Annotated in this window: 21 protein-coding genes; 8 read left to right on the forward strand and 13 right to left on the reverse strand. The window is 36.7% G+C overall.

The features are described from left to right. Window positions 1–90: 90 nt before the first annotated feature. Genes ACMAYS_RS07375 through ACMAYS_RS07385 form a run of 3 tightly spaced genes read right to left on the reverse strand, consistent with a single transcriptional unit; the run spans window position 91 to window position 4,478 of the window. Window positions 91–981: a hypothetical protein gene (locus ACMAYS_RS07375; RefSeq protein WP_412463025.1), complete on the reverse strand. Its 891-nt coding sequence runs from the start codon at window positions 979–981 to the stop codon at window positions 91–93. Continuing rightward, on the reverse strand, window positions 978–1,805 hold the full coding sequence (locus ACMAYS_RS07380) for a DUF455 family protein (RefSeq protein WP_103218856.1): 828 nt from the start codon (window positions 1,803–1,805) through the stop codon (window positions 978–980). The genes ACMAYS_RS07375 and ACMAYS_RS07380 overlap by 4 nt, the downstream gene beginning before the upstream one ends. A gap of 6 nt (window positions 1,806–1,811) precedes the next feature. Beyond that, a complete protein-coding gene (locus tag ACMAYS_RS07385; RefSeq protein ID WP_103218855.1) occupies window positions 1,812–4,478 on the reverse strand; it encodes a helicase-related protein in 2,667 nt (888 codons plus the stop codon). A 111-nt stretch (window positions 4,479–4,589) separates the two neighbouring features. On the opposite strand from ACMAYS_RS07385, the gene ACMAYS_RS07390 reads away from it, so the two are divergent. Genes ACMAYS_RS07390 through ACMAYS_RS07400 form a run of 3 tightly spaced genes read left to right on the forward strand, consistent with a single transcriptional unit; the run spans window position 4,590 to window position 7,904 of the window. Next, window positions 4,590–5,576: an NAD(P)H-dependent flavin oxidoreductase gene (locus tag ACMAYS_RS07390; protein WP_412463026.1), complete on the forward strand. Its 987-nt coding sequence runs from the start codon at window positions 4,590–4,592 to the stop codon at window positions 5,574–5,576. A 2-nt stretch (window positions 5,577–5,578) separates the two neighbouring features. Next, a complete protein-coding gene (locus ACMAYS_RS07395; RefSeq protein WP_103218854.1) occupies window positions 5,579–6,826 on the forward strand; it encodes an MFS transporter in 1,248 nt (415 codons plus the stop codon). Window positions 6,827–6,848: 22 nt separating this feature from the next. Beyond that, window positions 6,849–7,904: a saccharopine dehydrogenase gene (locus ACMAYS_RS07400; RefSeq protein ID WP_103218853.1), complete on the forward strand. Its 1,056-nt coding sequence runs from the start codon at window positions 6,849–6,851 to the stop codon at window positions 7,902–7,904. A gap of 29 nt (window positions 7,905–7,933) precedes the next feature. On the opposite strand, the gene ACMAYS_RS07405 is transcribed toward ACMAYS_RS07400, so the two are convergent. From ACMAYS_RS07405 to ACMAYS_RS07420, 4 genes are read right to left on the reverse strand one after another with little or no spacing between them, the layout of a single operon-like run. After that, a complete protein-coding gene (locus ACMAYS_RS07405; protein ID WP_412463027.1) occupies window positions 7,934–9,967 on the reverse strand; it encodes a M3 family metallopeptidase in 2,034 nt (677 codons plus the stop codon). Window positions 9,968–9,998: 31 nt separating this feature from the next. Then, window positions 9,999–11,216 carry an Npt1/Npt2 family nucleotide transporter gene (locus ACMAYS_RS07410; protein WP_412463028.1) on the reverse strand — a complete coding sequence of 406 codons (1,218 nt, stop codon included), beginning with the start codon at window positions 11,214–11,216 and terminating at the stop codon, window positions 9,999–10,001. Further along, the gene (locus ACMAYS_RS07415; protein WP_412463029.1) at window positions 11,216–11,803 is read right to left on the reverse strand and encodes a hypothetical protein; all 588 of its coding nucleotides are present in this window, start codon (window positions 11,801–11,803) and stop codon (window positions 11,216–11,218) included. Before ACMAYS_RS07415 ends, ACMAYS_RS07410 begins: the two co-directional genes overlap by 1 nt. Further along, window positions 11,769–12,338, reverse strand: coding sequence for a metal-dependent transcriptional regulator (locus ACMAYS_RS07420; RefSeq protein ID WP_103218849.1), 570 nt, complete (start codon window positions 12,336–12,338; stop codon window positions 11,769–11,771). The genes ACMAYS_RS07415 and ACMAYS_RS07420 overlap by 35 nt, the downstream gene beginning before the upstream one ends. A gap of 274 nt (window positions 12,339–12,612) precedes the next feature. Between ACMAYS_RS07420 and ACMAYS_RS07425 the strand changes: the two genes are divergently transcribed. Together ACMAYS_RS07425 and ACMAYS_RS07430 are read left to right on the forward strand one after the other, a co-directional pair. Next, window positions 12,613–14,322: a hypothetical protein gene (locus tag ACMAYS_RS07425; protein ID WP_146037902.1), complete on the forward strand. Its 1,710-nt coding sequence runs from the start codon at window positions 12,613–12,615 to the stop codon at window positions 14,320–14,322. Between the two features lie 16 nt (window positions 14,323–14,338). Continuing rightward, window positions 14,339–14,725, forward strand: a complete 387-nt coding sequence (locus ACMAYS_RS07430; protein ID WP_103218847.1) for a thiol-disulfide oxidoreductase DCC family protein — start codon at window positions 14,339–14,341, stop codon at window positions 14,723–14,725. A gap of 12 nt (window positions 14,726–14,737) precedes the next feature. On the opposite strand, the gene ACMAYS_RS07435 is transcribed toward ACMAYS_RS07430, so the two are convergent. The 3 genes from ACMAYS_RS07435 to ahcY are packed head-to-tail and all read right to left on the reverse strand — an operon-like array spanning window position 14,738 to window position 17,214. Then, a complete protein-coding gene (locus ACMAYS_RS07435; RefSeq protein ID WP_146037901.1) occupies window positions 14,738–15,418 on the reverse strand; it encodes a hypothetical protein in 681 nt (226 codons plus the stop codon). 4 nt (window positions 15,419–15,422) lie between these two features. Further along, complete coding sequence (gene rpiB / locus ACMAYS_RS07440) at window positions 15,423–15,863, reverse strand: ribose 5-phosphate isomerase B (protein ID WP_103218845.1); 441 nt, start codon at window positions 15,861–15,863, stop codon at window positions 15,423–15,425. Between the two features lie 55 nt (window positions 15,864–15,918). Next, window positions 15,919–17,214, reverse strand: a complete 1,296-nt coding sequence (gene ahcY / locus ACMAYS_RS07445) for an adenosylhomocysteinase (RefSeq protein WP_103218844.1) — start codon at window positions 17,212–17,214, stop codon at window positions 15,919–15,921. Between the two features lie 183 nt (window positions 17,215–17,397). Here ahcY and ACMAYS_RS07450 point away from each other — a divergent pair, with 183 nt between their 5' ends. Then, window positions 17,398–18,633, forward strand: coding sequence for a THUMP domain-containing class I SAM-dependent RNA methyltransferase (locus ACMAYS_RS07450; protein ID WP_103218843.1), 1,236 nt, complete (start codon window positions 17,398–17,400; stop codon window positions 18,631–18,633). A gap of 2 nt (window positions 18,634–18,635) precedes the next feature. On the opposite strand, the gene ACMAYS_RS07455 is transcribed toward ACMAYS_RS07450, so the two are convergent. From ACMAYS_RS07455 to ACMAYS_RS07465, 3 genes are all read right to left on the reverse strand, one after another. Next, window positions 18,636–19,439 (reverse strand): hypothetical protein, encoded by an 804-nt coding sequence (locus tag ACMAYS_RS07455; protein ID WP_146037900.1) that lies wholly within the window; start codon window positions 19,437–19,439, stop codon window positions 18,636–18,638. A gap of 39 nt (window positions 19,440–19,478) precedes the next feature. Continuing rightward, window positions 19,479–21,203 (reverse strand): acyl-CoA dehydrogenase, encoded by a 1,725-nt coding sequence (locus ACMAYS_RS07460; RefSeq protein WP_412463030.1) that lies wholly within the window; start codon window positions 21,201–21,203, stop codon window positions 19,479–19,481. 167 nt (window positions 21,204–21,370) lie between these two features. Continuing rightward, window positions 21,371–22,126 carry a hypothetical protein gene (locus ACMAYS_RS07465; protein ID WP_103218840.1) on the reverse strand — a complete coding sequence of 252 codons (756 nt, stop codon included), beginning with the start codon at window positions 22,124–22,126 and terminating at the stop codon, window positions 21,371–21,373. A 202-nt stretch (window positions 22,127–22,328) separates the two neighbouring features. Here ACMAYS_RS07465 and gpmI point away from each other — a divergent pair, with 202 nt between their 5' ends. After that, a complete protein-coding gene (gpmI, locus tag ACMAYS_RS07470) occupies window positions 22,329–23,852 on the forward strand; it encodes a 2,3-bisphosphoglycerate-independent phosphoglycerate mutase (protein ID WP_412463031.1) in 1,524 nt (507 codons plus the stop codon). Window positions 23,853–23,860: 8 nt separating this feature from the next. Beyond that, a complete protein-coding gene (pfkA, locus tag ACMAYS_RS07475; RefSeq protein ID WP_199177567.1) occupies window positions 23,861–24,868 on the forward strand; it encodes a 6-phosphofructokinase in 1,008 nt (335 codons plus the stop codon). The last annotated feature ends 12 nt before the right edge of the window (window positions 24,869–24,880 follow it).

Raw genomic sequence — 24,880 nt, forward strand, 5'->3', positions numbered from 1 at the left:
TACTCCTAATCTAAACCAAAGAACTCTTCCATTTTACTGTATAATTGAAGATCTACGAAGGAATATTATCTATTTAGCATTCTTGCCCAACTACTTAAGTCGGTTATAGTAGCAAATATTTTTTACGAATGAAGGAGAAAGGATAAGTGAATCTTTATTCAAATACTGTTTATCACCAAAATGAAGAGTTCCCTCTCCAAGTATTTTAGTAACATTGAATATTACTTCACCCATCGTGCGACGATAATTTAATTCAACAAGGGGGCAAAGTTTTAACGTCCCCTCTTCATCTTCATAAATCATATTGTCGAATTGGATCTTAGAAATCTCTGAATTTGGTAGATTAGACTGAATTAAGTCTATCGTTGAATTTAGGTTGAACTTAACATCTAAATCAGAAAGAGATATTAAACGTCCACCTTTAAATTGACCTTTTGAATTCGTAAAATTTTCTACGATGTAATATTCTCTAGTTTTTAGATTATAGGTAACGCCAAAAGTTTTTTTTACATTAACATATTTAGACAACACACCAGGATAACTTACACGCGAAAGATCTTCTTTATTCTGGATTAACCTATTACCTATCCCTGAAAATGTTTGATCCGGCCGATAAAATTTAATCTCATTTAAAACCACATCATCTTTTGAATTAATGATCATATCCTCAAGAGGCCTATGCCAACTGGCAAGCCAACATTTTGAATTTAGAGTTTTTGCTAAATCAAAGTTAGTAAGATCTCCCCACCAATTTTGGTACTCTTTAAGATCATTCGTTATTTCCGATTTAATAAATCCTAGTTTCGATAAATGACTGAGATATTCAGCAGTATAGGCCAATTTTGTACATAATATATTTTCACAGGAATCATTAACGAGAAAAAAAATATATTCTAATTCACTTAGGTATTTATCATTTTTTAGATTAGGATTATTGGCAGCGAGAGCAGCATCAAAGTCGAGATTAACACGATATTTCACTTCCATTCCTTGCGGTTAGTTACAATGAATTCGTCTTTAAAATTTTCAATACGAGAAATGAAGTCATTATCCATTCCTGTTCTCACACGCCCTTCTCTATCAAAGATCATTCCTTTAGCTCGGGCTGGAGATAAAAGATCAGGAAGAGACTGGACGTAAAATTCCCAAAGATTACTTTGATCACGCCATTTGTTTAGCCAATGAACTCCAAAACCAACATGTGAAATCTCATCCTCGTAAACTACATTAAGAATAGCTGCTGATTTCTTATCATCAACACCTTGAAAAATATCTCGATAAAACTTAGCAAAGTCTAAATTGGCCGCTTCAAATGTCAGGGCCATTACCGCAAAGTATTCTTCAAAGCTTGTAATCTTTTGCATCTGTCGCCAAAAGAAGTCATTTACAGGTAGATCGCCAAAGTCGATACCAAAGTCATTCATTCTCTTGCGATAGAGATTGAAATGTTTAATTTCGTCATCAATTGTTTGAAGTAAGCCTGAAGCAATTCTTTTATATTGAGATTTATCTTCGATAGGGATGTACATGAGTGCTGTCGCCATCATTTCAATGGCCAATAGTTCATGATTAGCAAAGAAGTGCAACGCCATGGCCTTCTTTTCATCCAAGTGAAAGCTTCCTCTTTTTGGAAACTTAATCTGCTCAGCAGAAAATGAAATCTTCCCCTCTCTAGATGGATGAAGATCTTTTATACCATCTTTAGTTTTAAAATAATTGAGATCCGTAACAACATCAGAAGTTGTTAACTTATCTTCAAGAAATGGAGATTCCAGCAATAACTTTGCGTATTCGTAAGTATTCATTAAACTCTAACGTTTAGGACTAGTATTTTTTCTCTTACGACTTACATTTCTTTTTCGACTCTGTCCAGGACGCCCATTTCCTTTGAAATTTCTTCCTGTAGACCCCTTAGAAGCTCCTTGCTTACTGCCAGGTTTACCTTTGAATCGCCCACCACCTGGTTTGCGACGGTTAGTCTTGCGTTTCTCAAAGCATTCTTCACAAATTGGAAAGCGTGAGTCTTCAGGTAACTTAACACTACAAGAAGAACATCTAGCAATAATCTTTTGTGAAAGAAGTTCATTTAGTTGGTCGATTGCAAGTTGCTTATTATTAAGAAGTTCAACTTCTGAATAAACGAAGTTCTTATTGTTGAAGTGCCTTGATAACCATTGATAAAGCTCAACACACTTGATTGATGTCTCTAGATAATCAATATCATTAGAGCCATATTCAATTGGCTCACATGGAATTCCTTCCATATTAACGTACTTATGAAGAATCCAGTTGTAGAATTGAACATGATCCATTAACCCAAGGTTTACTGGAGCACAAGCAAATCCGAAGATTTCAGCATCCGTAAGTATTCCATTCGAATCAGCGTCTTCTACCATTTCAGCAAGCTCAATCATCTCCTTCATATCTACGCAGTAGAAAGGAGCCTGGAAAGTCATCGTGTTAAACAGACGAAGAAATTCCGAAAGCTTAAGCTTTGGTAAGTTATTATCGATTAGGGCCTTATTAACCTGATTAAAGATATCAAGGTCAGGTCCAACCATACACTGATCACTTTGTTCAAGAGTCGCACTCAAGGCTTCATTGATTGACTCAATTCCATCTTCTACTTTTCTCAGACAAGTAACTGTTCCGCGTGGGAACCTTTGAAAACGTCCTGCTCGTCCACCAATTTGTTTAATCTCACTAATCGAAATATCATGTTGGTGACCATCAAAGAACTTAGAAAGTGTTGAGAACACTACCCTTTTAATTGGAAGGTTCATTCCCATTGCAATTGCATCAGTTGACACGATTACATCAGTTTCACCTTGATCAAACTTACGTGCTTGTTCACGACGAACTTCTGGAGAAAGCCTTCCATAAACAATCGAAACCTTATAACCTAAGCGTTCAAGATCTCTTTTATGTCTTAGAGCATTCTTTCTAGAAAATACAATAAGAGCGTCATTTTTTTGCATATCAGCTAAAACAATTGGATGTCTTTCTACTGATAACTCAGTCATACGAGTATATTCATTGATGATTAGTTCATCACCACATAGATCAACAATCACTTTAACAAGGTCAAGTGCTGAAGCATCACCACAAAGGTGTACCTCATCGGCCATAATATTAACAAGTGCTCTTGTCCATGCCCAACCACGTGAAGGATCAGTGATCATTTGAATTTCATCAATTACACAACAATCGAAAACCTCTTGTAATCGTGCCATTTCAATTGTCGAAGAGTAATGTGTCGCACCCTCTCTCTCAATAACCTCTTCACCAGTAAGAAGTGTTGTTACAGCACCTTTTGCATTAAGTGTATCGTAAAGTTCTGCAGCTAGAAGTCTAAGAGGTGCTAGATAGCAACCTTTAGGAACTGTCGATAGCTTTTCAATTGCGTGATAAGTTTTCCCCGAGTTAGTCGGCCCCATATGATAGACAATCTTTCTCTTCATCTGTCTTGCTGAAGAGTGAACCCAGAATTCCCCAAGATACTCTTGAAGAATTGTCGAAGAAACGTCTTTCTTTTTTAAAATGATAATTGATTTAACAAATTTCTTAAATTCTCGTTCTAGATATCTTTCATTTCTCCAGTAGTGAGTTGAAAGAGAACGATAAAATTTATCATATTCCGCATTAGTAATAAGATCAGTACTAAGCTCATTGGCTTCAAGGTATTGATCGAATAGCATGCTTACATTTCGACGATGTAATGAAGCGAGCTCTGACGGATAAGCAAATTCCGATTTAAAGTATTGTTTAACCTGATTCTCTAAACGATTTAGAGAAGATCTTTTTATTGTATTTCTTAGTTTATAGAAATTCTTATCTAGTGTTTTTTGTAGATTAAAGACTAGATCTGAAACAACATGGATTCCATTATCAATCTCTTCTTTAATTTGTTCTTTAGTTGATTCAATCAACTCAACACAGCTTTCATAAACTGAGTCTCGTAATAGTGCTCTAAAATCATTAACACATTTAATACACTGACACTTAAGCTCACTGATTTTGTGTTTTGTTAAATCAATATCTGAGCGAATGAAAGTTTGCGTTGCCTCGTGATGATTTAATACTTTCTGTCCCCACTCATAAAATGTCTTTTCATGAAGTGAAAGAATATTTTGCGAGAGTCCACCATCTTGACCAAAGAAGATTGCTTCATTCTCAGGAATCATACAGTCGTCAATAAAAATAAGATCGAGGATATTATCTTGTTTGATTAATAAATTAAAATTAGTGAAGTCTTTGTTAAAGAAATAAACTAAAGATGGATTCTCATCAAAAATAGTCCATAATTTTGTTAACGTTGACTCTAAAAAGCCAAGAACGACGAGTGCATCTTCACTGGCCCTTACATAACTATCGTCATCGGAAAAATTATTGACCTTAATAATTGTTTTACGTTCTGTTTCTATGTTTTCTCGAATTGCTGAGAAGTCAGGTAGCTTATTTATTTCTTGTGAGCTCATTCTCTTAGAGTACGTTGAGGGAAGAAATTGTGCAAGTAATCTTAGGTGTTAAATACAAAAAAATGCATTATAATTGAGCTATAAAAATATATACAGAAAAATGGATTGCATATGATGAAAACATGGCTAACAGAAACTTTTAATATCAAATACCCAATTATTATGGCCCCAATGTTCCTTGTAACTAGTATCGATATGCTGGTTGAGGCTTCTAAGGCAGGTATTATGGGTTGTATCCCTGCTCTTAACTGGCGTACTCCAGAAGAGTTTGAAGAAGGACTAAAAGAATTAAAAGAAAGATGTGAAGGTCCTTTTGGAATCAATATCATTGCAAATCAGTCAAACATCCATATGCACAAGCAAATTGAGCTTTGCGCGAAGTATGCTCCAGACTTCATTATCACATCACTTGGAAATCCAAAAGAAGTTATCGAAAAGTGTCGTCCACAAGGAACTAAGATAATTTGTGATGTCGTTGATCTTAAATATGCACAAAAAGTTCAAGACCAAGGAGCTGATGCAGTAATTGCAGTAAACTCTGGTGCCGGGGGACACGCGGGACCAACACCAGCAAGTATTCTCGTTCCACTACTTAAAAAGAACTTAAATATACCAGTTATTTCAGCTGGAGGTATTGCAACAGGATCGGGCCTCTTTAGTATTATGGCCCTAGGATGCGAAGGTGTTTCAATCGGTTCTCCATTCATTGCGACGAAAGAATCAATCGTATCTGATGCTTATAAAGAAGCAGTCGTTCAATATGGTGCTAAAGATATTGTCATGTCGAATAAAATTTCAGGGACGCCTTGTACAGTTATCAACACTCCTTACGTGCAAAAGATTGGAACTGAACAAAATGTTATTGAAAAGGCCATGAGCAAAAATAAGAAGCTTAAAAAGTATGCGAAAATGCTTACTGGTTACAAAGGAATGAAAGCTGTTGAGAATGCAGCTTTTGGTGCCACATACAAAACAGTTTGGGTTGCCGGACCTTCAATTGAGTTCATTACAAAGATTGAAACTGTTAAAGAAATTGTTGACCGAATTGTTTCTGAATTTGAAACATCTGTTGACGAATTTTTAGCTAAAAGATCCTAATTATGTTCAAGCTTCCTAAGGTTTTACGCTATCAAAATTTTAGAAGGCTTTATATTGCAGGACTAACATCCGAGCTAGGCTCGTTTGTGTCAGAGACTGCACTAATGCTTTTAGTATTTGAATTATCAAATCATAACAAAAGTTATCTTGGTGCAGCTCGAGCAGTATTTCTCTTCTTTTTAACAATCGGAAATTTAATTGGTGGTGTTATTGGAGAAAAATACAATCGAAAGAATGTTCTCCTTTTCACAAATTACATTAGAATTCCAATAATTTTTACGATCATCTTCGCTAAGACTCCAGAAGTTGTCATCCTTTGCGATGGCCTCATTGCTCTCTTCACTGGAATGTATAATCCAACAAGACAAGCTATGGTTAACGACATTGTCCCTCAAAAAGACATGAATCGAGCGAATGCCCTATTCGGTTCTGCCTTTGCAGTACTTCACATGATTGGCCCATTTCTTGGTGCCACTATGTTTACGGCCTTTGGTGGAATCAAGGAAGTTATTGCTCTAGATTTCCTAACATATATTGTTGGTATTTATTTTATTATGAGCCTTACCTATAACCCTCCAAGACAGGAAGGAAATAGTGAAAACTTTCTGTCTGAAATAAAAAATGGAATTAAATATGCCAGAACGCAAAAGGAACTTTTTGCTGTCATTTCAAATGTTATCATCGAAGGACTTGTTCTTGGTTTTATGTTTCCACTAATACTACCTTACCTAACAGAAACACTTGGAGCTACGAAACAAGACTATGGGATAGGGCTTGCTCTCTTTGGTCTAGGCGGACTATTTGGGGGATGGGCAAGCTCGACTATTCTAAAAGAGAAACCAGTTGGAAAGATTATTATTGCGGCCCTCTACATTGAACCACTTCTCATGGCGCTTTGGTTATATGCTGCTTCATATACAGCAACACTGGCAATTTTCTTTGTTTGGGGATTTGTTGTCTTTGTACGTATTACAAATCAACTAAATTATGTTTCATTAAAAGTAGAAACAAAATATCTTGCAAGAATTTTTGCCTTACTAGATTTAGGCTTTGTTGTTCCAAATATTTTAGGAGGGATTATCCTAACATTTATTGGAAATCAATTTGCAACTGAAGAGATTTTAATCGTCGTTTGTATCGCTTTCTGTGCTCTCATTTTTCCTCGAATGCTATTTTCTGATATGAAAGCTCTATTTAACTTAAATAACGAAACTGTCGATAGGGATACATCAATACAAGATCAAATCTAATTTAAAGACAAGGTTATATAGTATGACAACAATATGGTTAAGAGATGAGGATAAAGCATTTGAAAAAAGAACTCCTCTAACACCAGAAAATGCAAAAAAGCTGATCGATGCCGGCTATAAAGTTATCGTTGAGAAATCACAGGATAGAATCTTTCCAATAGAAGAATATGAAAAGCTAGGTTGTGAAATTAAAGAAAGTCACGCATGGATAACAGATGCTCCAATAAGCGATGACGTCTTTATTCTAGGTTTAAAAGAATTGAAAGAAACGGATGAGTTTCCACTAAAGCACAATCATATCTACTTTGCCCATATCTATAAAGGTCAGCATGGAGCTGAGCAAGTTTTTGATCGCTACAGTAAAGGCGGTGGAACATTATTTGATCTTGAATTCTTGCTTAATGAAGACAATAGACGTGTTGCGGCCTTCGGTTACTGGGCCGGATATGTAGGAGCAGCACTTAGTGTTGAAAACTTTTTTTCAGACTCACCTGCACCCTTAAAGCACTATTCCTCTAAAGAAGAGTGGCTTAAAATTATTAACAATAAAAGACAGGGTAAGCGCAACCCTTGTACTTTTATTATTGGCGCCCAAGGGCGTTGTGGAAGCGGAGCAAGAGAGCTACTTTCAGATCTTGAACTAGAGTCAATTAATTGGGACGTAGAAGAAACTAAAGTAGGTGGACCATTCGATGAAATCATTAACGCTGATATTTTCATCAACACAGTTCTTATGACAAAGAAGATTGCTCCTTTTCTTGATAAAGCGATTATGGAGAGGAATGAGAAGCTTTCACTTATTTGTGATGTTAGTTGTGATCCAAATAGTGATCTAAATCCAATCCCAGTTTATAATGTCCATACAACTTGGGATAAACCACTTCACCGTATAGAAAGTTCAATTGATCACGAGTGTAATATTATTGCAATTGATAACCTTCCTTCGGCCTTACCTAAAGAGAGTTCAATTGACTATTCAGATCAATTGATTCCTCACCTCTTAGAGCTTAAGAATGCGAAGGATTACTATACTTGGTATCATGCTAAAGAAATTTTCGAAAATAAAAAAGGCTCCTAAAAAGGAGCCTTTGCTTTATTCGTTAAGGGCTAGATAAGACCACCACGTCTAAGTAGTGCATCAACCTCTGGCTCACGTCCACGGAATCTCTTATAAAGATCCATTGGGTGCTCTGAACCACCTTTTTCTAGGATATTTTCTCTAAAGCGATCAGCAATCGTTGTGTTAAAGATCCCTTCTTCAAGGAATAATTCAAACGCATCTGCATCAAGAACTTCTGCCCATTTGTACGAGTAGTAACCTGCAGAATATCCACCAGCAAAGATGTGCCCAAATGATGTTGAAGTCATCACACCTGGTACTCTTGGAAGAAGATCAACATCTTGAGTTGCAAGTTTTTCAAATTCCTCAACACTTGTAATCGTTGATGGATCACCTGAGTGCCATGCCATATCAAGTAGTCCAAGGCTTAATTGACGAACAGTGTGACGTCCTTCTCCAAAGTTTGAACTATCTTTTAGTTTTTGTACTAATTCTGCTGGAATTAACTCTCCAGTTTCATAGTGCTTAGCAAATAGATCAAGACATTCTTTTTCAAATGCCCAGTTTTCCATAATTTGAGATGGAAGCTCAACGAAGTCCCAGAATACGTTTGGACCAGAAAGCATACGGTACTGACACTTAGTTAAAATACCATGAAGCGCGTGACCAAATTCGTGGAATAGAGTTGTTACTTCATTAAATGTTAGAAGTGATGGCTTCGTTGTTGTTGGCTTTGTAAAGTTACATACGTTTGCAATGTGTGGACGTACATCCTCTCCATTTTGAACATATTGTTCTCTAAAGGCTGTCATCCATGCTCCACCACGCTTTGAAGCACGTGGGAAGTAGTCACCATAAAATAGAGAAATGAAGTTTCCATCACGATCAGTGATTTCATAAGTCATTACATCTTGGTGATACTTTGGAATATTAGAAACTTCTTTAAAGTTAAGTCCATAAAGTTTTGTTGCAACTTCAAAAACACCATTTAAAACATTTTCTAATTTAAAGTATGGCTTAAGCATTTCATCATCAATACTATATCTTTCTTTCTTAAGCTTCTCGTAATAGTACATATAGTCCCAAGAAGCGAAATCTTCGATACCATCTTGTTCTTTTGCATAAGCTTTAACTTCATCCATATGCTCAATCGCAGCAGGCATTGCTTTATCTTTAAGCTGATTTAGAAGATCAAAAACGTTTTGTGCACTCATGGCCATACGCTCTTCAAGAATATAATCGGCGTGGCTTTTGTATCCAAGAATTCCAGCTCTTTCATAACGAAGCTGTGCAATTCTTTTTACATTTTCTTGGTTATCAAGCTCGTCACCCTTGGCACATTTTGTACCAGAAGCGATTGTCATTTTCTTACGTAGCTCACGATTTTCTGAGTAAGTAATGAAGGGACCAAAGCTTGGGTAATCAAGAGTAAATACCCATTTACCCTCATGACCTTTTTCAGTTGCTGTCATCGCAGCAGCTTCAATAAGTCCTTCAGGAAGACCAGCAAGATCTTCTTTATTATCAAGTATCATTTCAAACTTATTAGTTTCTTTTAAAAGGTTATCTGAGAACTCAAGTCCTAGTTTTGAAAGTTCTTCATCGATCTTTCTAACTTTGTTCTTATCTTCTTCACTTAATAAAGCACCGTTTCTAACGAAGCCCTTATAAATCTTTGAAAGAAGTGTCATTTGCTCAGCATTTAAGTCTTCATTTTCTTTGTTATCGAAAACAACTTTTACTTTTGCGAATAGATCAGCGTCAAGATTAACGTCATTTCCGTGAGCTGTTAAAAGAGGAGAGAATTCTTTTGCAATTTCATTCATCTCATCATCTGTGTTTGCAGACTTTAGGTTAAAGAAGATCATTGAAATATCTTCAATTGCACTCCCTGAATTTGCATACGGCTCAATGATATTTGCAAATGTAAGTTCTCCATCAAAGCTTTTAATCGCTTCGATTTCTTCTTTGTGCATTTTAATTGCTTCGCGAATTGCCGGCATGTAATGCTCATTCTTGATTGTATCAAATGGTCTTGCACCATGTGGATTTGTGAATTTTTCTAATAATGGATTAGACATATAAACTCCTAAATGAATTTTATTAAAGACATTACTCTGAACGAAACTTAATGGCCATAAAGGCCGCTAGAACTAGCCAAAGTAACACTGATATTATTAGCATATTTTGGGTAAAAGCCAAACTCGTAAACACTAAGAGTAGAGCTGAAATACCCATTTTTGACGCACGATACACAACCATATCCACGATATACTTGGCCCCGTACTTTTGTTCTTTACTCAAAGGGAAGTAAAGCATCTCCTTGGCGGCCGAAAAGATTGAATAATCAAGTCCTTTAAAGCCTACAAATAATATTGCTGTCCCCAGTAAACCCAAGTACTCCAATCGATCAAGTAAGATTAATACAAGATAAACAAATGGTATGAAAATATGTACAGTAGAAACTTTAAAGTATTTAAAAGCGATTGGAATAATAACAATTTGGACAATTAAGGATATCGCATTAATCGATGAATATATATTTCCAAGATATGCACCTTTTTCGTTAGCATCCTTAAATATCTCTAGACCTAGATTGAACTTATAATTTGCAAGATTAATCACCACTTGAGAAAGAATAATTAGGTCACAAATGAAGAACACATAGAGCTTCTTATCGGCAAGTGATGTTATTGGAGACTTTTCTTTAAGTGCTAAATATTGTTTTTGTGTAAGACTAAATATAACAATAACTAAAGACAAAACTAATAAACCACTTGAAGCCGCATAGTAAACCCCCACGCCCTTCATAAGTTTAGTAGTGAGTAGCCCTCCTAAAATTCCCCCTAAGGAGCCGAGAGCACCAAGTGGCCCATAGACAAGTTTGGCAACTTTGACGTCAATGACAGAATTTAAATAACCAAGTGATAAATGAACGACAAGAATAATATAGACTTCTTTCCAAACAGCGAAAACACCACTTCCAATATGATGACCACTACCATGAACAATTAAGGCTCCTCCCATTAGAACGAGTGAGACTGCCACAATAGAATTAAAAATTTTTGCTATTGAAAAATGCTTTTGAAGTTCATTAATGATACTGACACTAAATCCTAAGAACAACACAGAAGACAGCCAAATCCAAGGCGTACTCTTTGCTCCATAGCTTTGAATAAATAAAGCTGTTGAGCTAGAGCGAATCATTGGATATGAAAAAAACGCTATAAATAAAGTGAATGTTACTAAGAGAATATTTTTCTTCTCAGATGTTGAAAGACCAAAAAGACCCGCATTTATCTCTTTAACGGCCGTTATAATATTTTTCATTATTCAATCACCATAAGAGAATATTCTTTATTCTCAAGCTTTGTAAGTGAAGTTAAATCAACCCATTTACCCAAATTAAAAGTAAGTGAAGTTAGTTGATCTTTATTAGATTTACTTCTTAGATCAAGAAGGTACACACTACCTTTTTTTGAACAAGTAGCGTAATAGTGCTCACCACCAAAATCAATTTCAAAGCGATTCCCTTCGGAACTGATAATATCAGAAATTTGCTCATTAACTTTATCCTTAAGTTTTGTGACCTCTTTCAATCGAAATTTGCACATATCTTGGGTGTATAGGGATAAAGAGCTTCTCTCTAGCTGCTTAGGAAAATACTTATTCACAAGCTTACGAAATAATTCCTGACGGTAAGATTTAATTTCAAGATTTAAGCAATTCTTATGAGAATCAATTTTTATCTTTTCACCATCAATCACATATTTCATAAGATCCATACGAATCGTATGAATTGGTCGACTTCTGTTAAAGCAGTATTCAGTGGCGGATGCTGAAGATAGTTCTAAAATAAAAAGAACTAAAAGAACAAAGAATTTATGCGTCTTTTTCTTCTTGTAAGTACGTATCACCCTTTTGACCTTCCATGAATTCTTCAGCCGTCTTGTAGTCACAAAGACTTAAAGTTGTCTGAAAATTAAACCCTTTAGGAAGTTTACCACTTTTTGCAAGATCGTCACATGAGCAAGAAAGTGTCTTCATGAATTCAAAGAATTTTGTACTAGTTTCCTCACTTAAAAGGTGTTCGATCATGCATGAATCTTTTTCTGCAATCTCTTCTGAAACACCAACAAAGTCTTTAAGGAAATAATAAAGAAGTGTACGAGAAGTTAAAGTCTTGTGAACTTCATCGTGTCCGTTATCTGTTAAAAGAAGAAACTTTGTATCATCTTCTTCTTTTACAAGATTACGTTTTTTAAGATTATTAAGAGCTGTAGAAACAGAACCCTTTGTTAAACCTAAATCTTTGGCAATATCAGTAACTCGAGCATAACCTTTTTCTTCTTTTAGCTTATGAATTGCTAAAAGGTAGTGAACCATAGAGTGAGATAGCTCAGCTTCACGTGGTTTTTTGTCAGTTGTAGTATCTTTTGATGTATTGGCCATGATATTTCTCACTAATTAGGTTATGCCTTTAATCTAGCAATTTCAGGTATTTTTGGCAACCAAAGCTCAATCGAAGATGCCCCAAATAATGTGCATCACTTTTCTCACATTCCCAACTAAGGCAAGCACGTAACCTACTGATTTCACATATTTTTTCATGAGGCATATATTACAGACCTCCCGACTATCACCACAGCGTGTTAAAATCATAAAGAATCTAAATAATTGGGGTTAGCTAATGTTGAGGCCAAAATCAAAAATATTCACAACTCTCGTGGTGCTATTATTAGTAACGTGTTCATTTACGTCATATGGACAAGATTCTAATTACGAAGCGCCATCTGAAGCTGATGTAGCAGCTGGGAATGTCACGGACAGAGAAAAGTATACAATGGATAATTACACTCATGCAGGCTATCAGCAAAGAGAAGCCGACGAGAAGTGGGCCGAAGAATGTGGTAGCTCTCAAGAGTGTGAAAATATAAGAAAGGGTGGCGATGCAACTGACGGTGAGAAATTCATGGGAATGTCACCATCAATGTTTAAGGCCGTAGGTCAAGCCTACTCGATTATTATGCCGGCCATGTCACAAGCTGGTGGTGGCGGAAAATTTAACGAAATAGATGTTGTCACAAAGAAGGATGTTGCCTCTAAATATAAAGAGAAAGGAATCTCATTCAACGAAAATGGCAAGGCCGAAGCAATGGCCGACTCCAAAGCATCACCAGATGATGTAAAAGCTGCACAATCAGAACATGACAAAGCTAGAGAAGAAGAAGGTACTGATTACTGCCAATATATTCCTATGGGGGCTGAAGTTATTGCACGAGTTACTCAACAAAAGAGTGATGAGTTTGCACTAGCAACAGAGCCAGATGTTGAGAATGCTCAAAGCCAGGCCCTTTATAAACAGGCACGCTCTCACCGCGATCGTCAAAAGTCTGTTGATATTCAAAGAAAAGGATGGGGAGCGACGACAGTATGCTATGTTACCTCAATGGCCACAATGGGTGGATTCACAAGTGGTTGGAGTAACTGGGTTAAGCTTGGAGCTTCGACACTTATGACTAGTTACTATATGTGGGAACACAAAATGCACGGCGATGCTGCTGATAAATTAAATAATGTAGCTAATAAACTAAGTGGTAAAGGAAAGTGTAACCCTGTTTCAGATCGTGACTGTTACTGTAGTCAACCAGAGACAATGAATGACGTTAAGTACTGTTATCCGCAAATTAGACAAAGAACTGCTCAAAATAATAACTGGCAAGTTACTTGTGTTGATAACAATGTAAAAGAAGACCTGAACTGTACTTGTCGCCAAACAAATACATGTCTCGATTCTAGAATTTCTGCAAAGATCAATGGAATGCACATTCCAGGTGGCCTAGGAACTAGTCTTGATGATTTCTACAAAATGACAAATGGTATTTCGACTCCAGGAGATAGTTCAAACAACTTTAATGCTACTGCTGGAAAGATCTTTGCTATCGCTAATGACAAGCTTAAAGATGGACTTAGCAAGGTTACTCTTCCTGATAGCTACAAGAAAAAAGACCCGAAGATTGCTGAAGGACTTAGACAACTTGGTTTTGACGGAGCTGTAGCAAATGCGATGTCAGCAACACCAGAAACTAACGAAAGTAAGTCGGCAGAGGCAAAACTTAAATCTCGTGCTTCGGGACTAAGAGGAAAAGTAGGCAAGTATACTGCTTCTTATAAACCAAAAGATAATGGCCTTTACTTTAGAGGCGGAAGCGGTCTCGATAATAAAAAGAAGAAAAAGAAGACTGCGACTAATCCATATGCTCACCTACTTAAGAAGAAAGTGAAAGACAATGCTAATACAAGTGCAGAGATATTAGATTTCTCTCAAAGAGCACAAAAAAATGCAGGTATCACTAAAGATAAATCTAGTAATATTTTTGAGATCATATCAAGAAGATATCGTTACTCAGCAACTAAGAAATTAGGAGCACAATAAATAAAAGGTTGTTTTCATGGAAGAAAATTATAAATTACCGCTTCTCATTTTCGATGATGAATGCCCACTATGTGTTAGGTTCAAGGACTCCCTTGCTCGCTTAGAAGACGCAAAATCAGTTAACTTTGTCAGTGTAAACGATGATAAACTTTATCAAGTACACCCTCAACTCAACAAAGAAGAGTGCCAAGAAGTAGTCCACTATATAACAAGTGATAGTAAGATTCTAAAAGGTGATGAAGTGATCACTCACCTAGCCAAACTCTATCCTCTTGTTAATAAATTTAGCTGGCTAATCGAAAGCAATATGGGACAAAAGGCAACAAGCTACTTTCATAAGACAACAAATGCATATAGAAGAATGCTTAAAAGAAAATGTCCAAGTTGCGTAAAGCACGCTTAGCTAATAGAAAGACTAGCGAACTAAACTTCGACGAGAAAACATACTGCGGTTAAATGGCTCTAATGTTAGGGCCGTTAAAACCCAAGTCAAACAAAACTCAGCAAATTGCACCTTATTCTCGCTTGGAATATAAAGTGTAATCACTAATAGAATCATAAAACTTAAAATATGAGTGGCCTTCGGTACCGGTAGAGCAAATTTATCGATGAATTGCTTGGCCTTCTCAACTTTACAATATGAAAAAGGAACAGCAAAAAGATAGATAAACAGGATTACTCTTAACGATAAGTTCCAAGACTCATGTGAAACTCCACGGGCAATAAGCCAATTTTGAAAGTTAGTTTCAAGAAGGACACTGTTAATATCTCTAAACATCTCAGGTGAGTGCCAACCAAAAACACGTTGCCCCCAACTAACCTCTTCTAGTGCACAGATCACATAGAAGACACCTTGAGTACTTAACATAATAAGAAATTTACGATCTCTAAACTTTGCTAGAACTTTTCTGCGATAGAAGTAGCCAAATGAAATGAGACAAAGCCCTACGAAAGTAAACCACTCGAGTAGTCCATTTTGAGCACTTAGTACTTTATCAAAATAAGCTAAATCAGTTCTTGATATATATAAGCTATAAATACCAACAACTAAGATAACAAAGAATGAGATATATTCAGTCCATTTAACTTTAAACATAAGATTAATTTTCACCGAGGTCAGTGAACATGTCAATGCGGGTTTGATGTCTGCCGCCTTCAAACTCAGTCGCAAGCCATACTTTTGTCATGGCCAGAACTTCTTCACTTGATGAAATACGGCCACCAAAACAAATCACATTTGCATTATTATGCTCACGTGAAAGCCTAGCTAAATCGACACTGTGACAAAGGGCCGCTCGAATTCCTTTAAATTTATTAGCAACCATGCAAACACCAATACCAGATCCACAAAGAAGAATTCCTCTTCCCTCTTTCTGAACTGCTTTTGCCAAAGCAATAGCATATTCTGGATAGTGGCATGAGTCAGTTGAGTGAGTCCCTAGGTCCTCGACCTCATAACCTTCATCGATTAAGAATTTCTTAACTGCTTCCTTTTGTTCGAAAGCACCATGATCAGTAGCTAGAAAAATCTTTTTGCTCATAGTTTTACCTTAAATAAGAAAGCCTCCTTTCGGAGGCTTCATATATAGCAGTTGCTTAGTATCTGTAGTGTTCTGGCTTATATGGACCTTGAACTGGGATGTCTAGGTACTCAGCTTGCTCAGCAGTTAATGTATCGATTTCAACATTAATTCTTTCAAGGTGAAGCATAGCAACTTTTTCATCCAGGTGCTTTGGTAGCATATAAACTTTGTTCTCATACTTACCAGCATTGTCCCAAAGTTCCATTTGAGCAATTACTTGGTTACAGAATGAGTTAGACATTACGAATGATGGGTGACCAGTAGCACATCCAAGGTTAACTAGACGACCTTGAGCAAGAAGGATAATTCTTCTTCCATCTTTTGAAGTATACATATCTACCTGTGGCTTGATGTTATCTTCTTCGTAGTTATTGTGTAGGTGAGAAATTTCGATTTCTGAATCGAAGTGACCAATGTTACATACGATTGCACCGTCTCTCATCTTATCAAGGTGTGAAGCATTGATAACTTTTAGACAACCAGTAGTTGTTACGAAGATATCACCTTCAGAAGCTGCTTTATCCATTTTCATTACTTCGAAACCTTCCATTGCTGCTTGAAGAGCACAGATTGGATCGATTTCAGTAACGATAACTCTTGCTCCTAGACCTTTGAAAGACTGAGCAGAACCCTTACCAACATCACCGTAACCAACAACAACACAAGTTTTACCTGCGATCATTACGTCAGTTGCACGCTTGATACCGTCTACTAGAGACTCTCTACATCCGTAAAGGTTATCAAATTTAGACTTTGTTACAGAGTCATTGATGTTGATTGCTGGCATCTTAAGAGTACCTTTTCTAACTCTTTCATATAGTCTGTGAACACCAGTAGTTGTTTCTTCAGAAAGACCTTTGATTCCTTCGATTAATTCAGGATATTTGTCGTGAACCATATTTGTAAGGTCACCACCATCATCAAGGATCATGTTAAGAGCTGATCCATCTGCCCACTTAAGAGTTTGCTCGATACACCAGTCGAATTCCTCTTCGTTCATACCTTTCCAAGCAAAAACAGGAATTCCAGCAGCAGCGATTGCAGCAGCAGCTTGATCTTGAGTTGAATAAATATTACATGAAGACCATCTTACTTCAGCACCTAGCTCAACTAGAGTCTCAATAAGTACAGCTGTTTGAATAGTCATGTGAAGACAACCAGCGATTTTTGCACCTTTAAGTGGCTTTGCCGCTCCAAACTCTTTTCTTAGAGACATTAGTCCCGGCATTTCAGTTTCAGCGATCTTAATTTCTTTTCTTCCCCAGTCAGCTAGAGAGATGTCTGCTACTTTGTAATCTGTAAAGCTCATGTTTCCTCACTTTATGTATGAATAAATCTTTATATATTTATGTTCGAAACTATATCAGCATATGCTCCAAGTTTGAACCCTATACAAAGGAAATTAGCCTATTTTATTGAGGAAAATGAACGAATTTTTACCAACTTAAGCCTTTTTCTTTGACACATACCTAAATAAATCATAAATCGAGTCATGGAAAAATATCAGAAGTCGAACAAAGTCATTAATGACAAGAGTTTTTATTTTGCCTCTTGCCCAAGAGGTTGCGAACAATATCTAGTAAATGAGCTACGTGCTAACGGTATCGAGGCCAAGGCCGGCCGTGGTGGAGCTTCATTTAAGGCAAGAAATAAGGCCACAGTTGAATATATCTTCAACGCTAGAATTGCTTCTCGTGTCTTTAAAGAAGTTGGCTTCTTCTATATTCGTGACGAAAAACAAATCTACAAAAGAGCAAGTGAGCTTCCATGGGAAGACTATATTACTCCAGAGCAAACTTTTAAAATTAACACTCTTCTAGATGGTGAGAGTAAGGAGCTTTTTAGAAGTTCTATCTTCCTTTCACAAACTCTAAAAGATTCACTTGTTGATTATATGAGAGATAAATTTAACAAGCGTCCAAATGTAGAGACAAATGAACCTAACGTTAGCTTTCTTCAACGTGTTGAAAAGGTTAAAGAAGGCTGTAAGGTAATTGTTTACGCTGACATGGTTGGAACTTCTCTTGATAAGCGTGGCTATCGTGAAAGCGGACACCGTGCGCCACTTCGTGAAAACTTAGCGGCTTCTCTTATTGCAGAAACAAAATGGGACTGCCAAGGTCCATTCTATGATCCAATGGCAGGTTCAGGAACAATTTTAATTGAAGCAATTTTCTACTTCTTGAAATTATCGCCAGCATTTTTAAGACTTAAACAAAATACGACTCCGTATTCTTTTACAGGTCAGCCGTGGTTTCATGATTCGAATCTAGTTGATTGGTACTTTGATAAAGTTCACGAGATCATGAAAGATTCACAGGAAAGAATAGATTCAATTCCAAATGATAAGTTCTATTGCAATGATGCTGATGTTGAAAACTTTAAACTCATGAGAACTCACCTTCTCAACTGTTTTGGCCGTGTTGATTTCGTAAACTTCAACTGCGAAAACTTCATTAATTCACAAGCACCTGCGGGATTTGAAAGAGGTTTAATCCTATTTAACCCTCCTTATGGAGAGCGTATTCAAGCGATTGGTGGTCTTGATATTAACGACTTCTATTTCGAGATGGGTGAAACTCTTAAAAATAACTTCAAGGGTTCTACAGCATTTATTCTTACAGCTCACGGGCCACTAAGAAAAAATATTCGTTTAAAAACAAGTAAGAAAACAGAGTTTTTAAATGGCGACATTGAATGCCGCCTTTTAAAATATGAATTACTATAATCTTAGCTTTCTAAGAATTCTGTTAAATTCATCGCAAGCTTAGGTAAAGCGTATTTAAGAAGAGCATTCTTATTTACGACTTTATCTTTATGCTTCGTTGACTTTGAAAAGAAGTAACCACTAATTTCAGAATCTTTTAGAAAAAGAGTATGTCCCTTTCCTGCAAATTTTCTTAAAACATAATCTGAATCGAGAAGACAGATATCTCGAATCATAAAGTTACGAGCTAGATAAATGATAATAACGCTTGCTGAAAGATCACATAGAGACTTTCTAACTTTTACACCTTTTGGAGATGTTTGATCTCCCCAATGCACAACAACTTCAACTCTCTTATCACCAACGTAGAAATCAAAACCTCGTTGTGATGTCGACTTTTGTTGCATTAGACCGAAGATACATTTTGCGTACCACTCCCCCAACTGAACAGGAAGCTTCTTACCATTAAAAATAATTCGCTCATCGCGAAGAATATCATAAACCTTATTAACTGTTTCAATAGCGTCAAAGATTCTTTTGTTATCCGGTAAGTGAATAATTAGAACCTGCTTAGCATGAGACCTTTTCATCTTTCGAGAAAATTGTTTCTCATACCATTCAGAAAATTCTTTATCACCTACGAGCTCAAGTGAGTCGTAGATAAATCCACGACTAAGTAAGCTTTCCTCATCAAAGCCTTCAACTTTCTTTTTCATGAAACTTAAAGGAGCATACTCTCCTTTCTTTTTCATGATATAAACATTGTCTTTATAGTAGTCTGTACTACCACGAGTCGCCTCATTAAATAGATCGACTCCTTTTTCCATTTCTTGCATCTCTCACATACCCTTGTGCTTAATCTTTAATTAAACATTAATCGAAGTTAAATCTTCCTCGAAGTTTAAAACACTATGTGCGAGTCCAATATTTCTCGTTAATTGGTACTGACAAAAAACTTTAAAATCATCGATTTTAGACTGATAATATTTTTTCTCTTCTTCACCTGTTGCCGTCTTTAATTCATTTTGAGCAATACAAGCATGCTCAAGAAGAAGCCATGAAACGACAAGGTTTCCACAATAACTTAAAAAATCAGTTGCGTGAGCTAGAACTGCGCTTTGATTCTTTGCCGCCATAAACGATCCGAATTTCTTCACAACTTCTTCACTCATCTCCATTGATTTCCCAATCATTGAAACTTCATGAGGGTACGCCTTGGCCTCTTCTCTATTCATTGTCGCTTGAATCTTCTTACCTACATTAAAGAATGTTTCGCCTTTATCCATAAGAATTTTTCTCATAACAAAGTCGATCGCCTGGATACCATTTGTACCTTCATAAATTGTTGCAATCTTTGTATCACGCATAAATTGCTCAATTCCATACTCAGTACAGTATCCGTAACCGCCGTGAACTTGAACACCTTCACTTGCGATATTTACACCCTCATCTGTACAAAATCCCTTACAGATCGGAGTAAATAATGCGATTTCTTTTTCAGCTTCATCATCACCTTTTTCAGCTTTATCAAAAAGGTTTGCTGTATAAAGAGAAAGAGCTCTCAGTCCACGTCCCGTAGATCTCATTTTAAGAAGCATTCTCTTAACATCTGGCATATTGATAATTTCGGTACCAAATTGAGAGCGCTCTCTTGCATATTGCTCAGTAAGCTCAAAGCAAAGATTTGATTGAGCTTCACCTTGAAGGCCACAAAGAAGCCTTGCCTCATTCATCATGATGAACATATTTGCCATTCCATCAAACTCTTTCCCAATCAGTTCTCCAACACACTCACCATCTTGGCCAAATGTTAATTCGCATGTTGCCTGTGCGTGAATCCCCATTTTATGTTCTAGCTTTGTGCACTTAACATTATTTGTCTCACCAGTTTCAACGTTAAAGCGTGGAACGATAAAAAGGGAAAGTCCCTTCGTACCTTCTGGAGCACCAGGAGTTCTTGCTAGAACAAGGTGGATGTTATTTTCGTAAAGATCACTTTCTCCAGAAGAGATAAAAATCTTCACACCATTGATTGCGTATTTCCCGTTATCAAGAGGTTTTGCCGTCGTCTTTGCGTTCCCAACATCAGATCCAGCACCAGGCTCAGTAAGACACATTGTGCCTCCCCACTCTCCTGTCATCATCTTTGTCACAAATAGATCTTTCTGTTCTTGAGAACCAACCTTAAGAATTACATTCATGGCACCTTGAGACAGTCCGTAGTACATTGACCACGCAACATTTGAACCAATTGCCATTGAAGTACATGCAACTTTCATTGCGTGAGGAGCTGGCATTCCACCAACCTCTTCAGGATAACCAAGTGCATACCAACCATTCTCATAGAAGGCTTTATTTGCTTGGTGAAAAACTTCTGGAACAATAACTTTTCCATCAACGTGCTTTACGCCAATCTCATCACTAATTTGACGAGTTGGATAAATTTCATTTTCAACGAATTTATCGAATTGAGTTAGGATATCTTTTAATTCAGCTTCACCATATCCAAGCTCGCTTGCTTCGTCTTGAATTTTGCACGCTTTAAATAGATTGAAATTCACATCCATTAAATCTGTACGATACTTTGCCATATAATAGTCCTTTTTTAATACTAAAACAGTTCTATTATAAATGATGTTCAGATTTCATGCACGTGTAGACACAATTTAGCCGGAGTAAATTAGGTTAAATTTAATAAAAAAGCGCGAACAATGCCGCGCTTTTTAGTCAGGTATAAATTTAAAATCGTTTTTATTTATTAGTGAGCCGAAACTCCTACACTTGTTGCTCTTAAAACTGGTTGTAAAGCAAGTGGTGCATTCATATTAATAAGGGCCCTTTTTCCGTTAATTGTCACAATCCACTCCACTGCATATGTTTGTGCAACTTGAGTACAAAATTGTATCGATCCATTGTAGTAGCTTCTTACCCAATTATAGTCATTACACATTCCATCTTTATATGGAGCATATCCATAACCATATCGTTTAAAAAGTGTACCATTTGCATCAGACTCTTGTACTTTATTGGCCAAGAAAGTAGCTAATTGTGAAATAGTAGATCCAAATGCGCCATCAAGAGACTCATTACTACGTGCAATTCTTCCATCTCTATAGAGACCACGATATCCACCGACAGTATAGCCAGATGAAGACGAAGAAGATGATGAAGTACATATAGTTCCTAAACTCATTCCAAATACTTCAAAATCATCACAATTACCTGAATTATTTGATCCTGATAAATTATCAAAGCTAGAAATTGTATAAATAGGATATTCAGAATCGCCAATACTTCTATTTGCAAAATTATTATTCACAATTGCTTGAGATAATTCATCCGCAGTGCTTAAGCTATTCGGTAAGCCTCTTGCTGTATCAACATACTCACTAGCAGAGCCAGCAGCGTAATTTCCATAAGTGCTTCCATTTCCAGACCCACCGTCAGATCCACACCCGACAAGCGAAGCTAGAACAATAACTGAAAGTAATGTGTTCTTAAGGTTAAGTTTCATAGTATTCTCCAAAATTCTCTGTGTTTGCGTGTGTTTAAACTATTTGCCTATATATATACAAGTTGTGTGCCAAGTTTTAAGATGAGATTACAGTCCTTTACAAAGACCTAGTGTTTAAAAAATGAACACGATAGAGTATTTTGTCTAATCTTTGGGTAGTATTAGAATAAGGATTGAATAAGCTTTTAACGGGAATCAATTTATGTCGATTAAAAATATTGGCCAAAAGGCCCTTCTTGTCATCCTAGATGGCTTTGGGATTAGTGAAAACACAGAAAAGAATGCGATTCGAGATGCAAAAACTCCAGTTTTGGATGAATTGTTTAAAAGTTATCCATTTACAACGATCCAAGCAGGCGGTGTTTTAGTAGGTCTTCCAAAAGGTGTTGTTGGAAATTCGGAAGTTGGCCATATGAACTTAGGTGCGGGACGTGCCATTCGCCAGGATTTAGTTCGTATTAATGAAGCAATTAAGAATCATACTTTTGGTGAACTTCCTAAACTAAAGGAACTCATTGAAGTAGCAAAGCAAAATAATAATCGCATTCACCTCATGGGACTTCTTTCGGACGGTGGAATTCACTCACATATTGAACACACGAAAGAAATCATCAAATGTCTTAAGAAAGAAGGTATTGAAGTTTTCTTACATGCTTTCATGGATGGTAGAGATACACCGCCAGCATGTGGTGAAATGTATTTAAAAGAGATCGTTGATTTTGAAGGATCACACTTTGCTTCAATGCAAGGCCGCTCAATTGGAATGGATCGTGATCGCCGTTGGGAAAAAATTAAATTAGCATATGATATGTTCCTAGGTCATGGTGATGTGACTGACTTATCACCTATTGAATATCTCAATAGTGAGTATGAAGCTGGTCGCACTGATGAGTTCGTATCGCCGACACTCTTTAATAAAGACTACGCTATTAAAGAAGGAGACTGCGTCTTCTTTACAAATTTTAGACCCGATCGCGCAATTCAGTTAACAATGGCATTTAACTATCCAGAGTTTACTGAGTTTGAAAGGCCATTCTTTCCAGCAATGTTTCTATGTATGACGCCATTTATTCCGGATGAAATGGAACTTCCAATTTTATTTGATAAAGAGAAGCTTCAAGGAACAATGACTGAGTACTTAAGTAGTATTGGAAAGAAGCAATTAAAGATTGCTGAGACTGAAAAGTATGCACACGTAACATTCTTTTTTAATGGTGGAGAAAAGAAGCCTTTTCCAAATGAAGAACATTTTCTAATTCCTTCGCCAAAAGAAGTTTCAACTTATGATGAAAAGCCACAAATGAGTGCGCCAGAAGTAACAGAGAATTTAATTTCTAAAATAAGTGACTTTGATTTTAGTGTCGTAAACTTTGCAAACTCAGATATGGTTGGACACACGGGTAAATATGAAGCTGCAGTTCATGCTATTGAAACACTTGATGAGTGCGTAGGAAAACTAGTACAAAAATGTCTTGATGAAAATATAACTATTATTATCACTGCCGATCATGGCAATAGTGACCAAATGGTACATAAGGATGGAACACCACATACAGCTCATACAGGAGCACCGGTACCGTTTTGTGTTATCAATAGCGCATTAAAGGATAAAGCTTTTACTATAGCACCGGGGGATCATTCGCTAATGGATGTCTCACCTACTTGTCTTTATATTATGGGGATTGATCGTCCAGCAAGTTTTACTGGCCATCATATTTTTGAATAGGAAATTTTATGAGTGAAGTTGAAAAAGATGTAAAGTCGATTAAAACAATTGCTGTTCTTTGTAGCGGTGGCGATAGCCCCGGGATGAACTGTGCGATTAGAGCAGTCGTTCGTACTTGTATTGCAAATGATATTGAGATTTATGGAATTCGTCGTGGTTTTGCAGGTCTACTCGAAGGATCGCAACACAAAATGGATGCCGCAAGTGTTGGTAACATTCTTCAAAAAGGTGGAACAATTCTTCAAACTTCTCGTTGTCCTGAATTTATGCAACCAGAGATAAGAAGAGAAGCGGCACATATTCTCAAGAGAAAGAATATTGATGCCTTAATTGTTATTGGTGGTAATGGTTCATTTAATGGTGCTTGGGAGCTTCACAAGGAACATGGTGTTCCAGTAGTTGGAATTCCTGGAACAATTGATAATGATATTGAAGGAACTGATTATTCAATCGGTTTTGATACTGCCGTTCAAACTGCTATTGAGGCCGTGGATAAAATTCGTGACACTGCACACTCACACGATCGTACATTCATTGTTGAAGTAATGGGGCGAAAGTCTCCTGCTATCGCTCTTCACGTAGGACTTTGTACTGGAGCAGAAAATATTATCTTCCCTATTCAAGATGAAAGTAATGTTGATGTTGACACAATTGCGACAGATATTAAACGTGGACTTCAGCGTGGAAAAGGTTCTTCAATCATCATTGCTGCTGAAGGGGAAACTGAAGGTCTGTCTCACTACGTTCACAACAAACTTCTTGAAGATCACAAGATTGATTCACGTGTTTGTATCCTAGGACATATTCAACGCGGAGGAAACCCTACTGGTCGTGATCGCTTTATTGCAACCCAAATGGGACATCTTGCTGTTAAATCACTTCTTGAAGGAAAAACTGCAATTGTTACAGCAGAACAAAATGGTCAAATTGTTGTCGAAAACTTAGAGAAGTGTCTTGGCAAAAAATTTGAAGTTGAAGAGAAATACGTAGATATGGTTAAAACCTTATCAAAATAAAACGAAGTTTAT

It is taken from the genome of Halobacteriovorax sp. RT-2-6, assembly GCF_047085025.1.
GTDB lineage: Bacteria > Bdellovibrionota > Bacteriovoracia > Bacteriovoracales > Bacteriovoracaceae > Halobacteriovorax_A.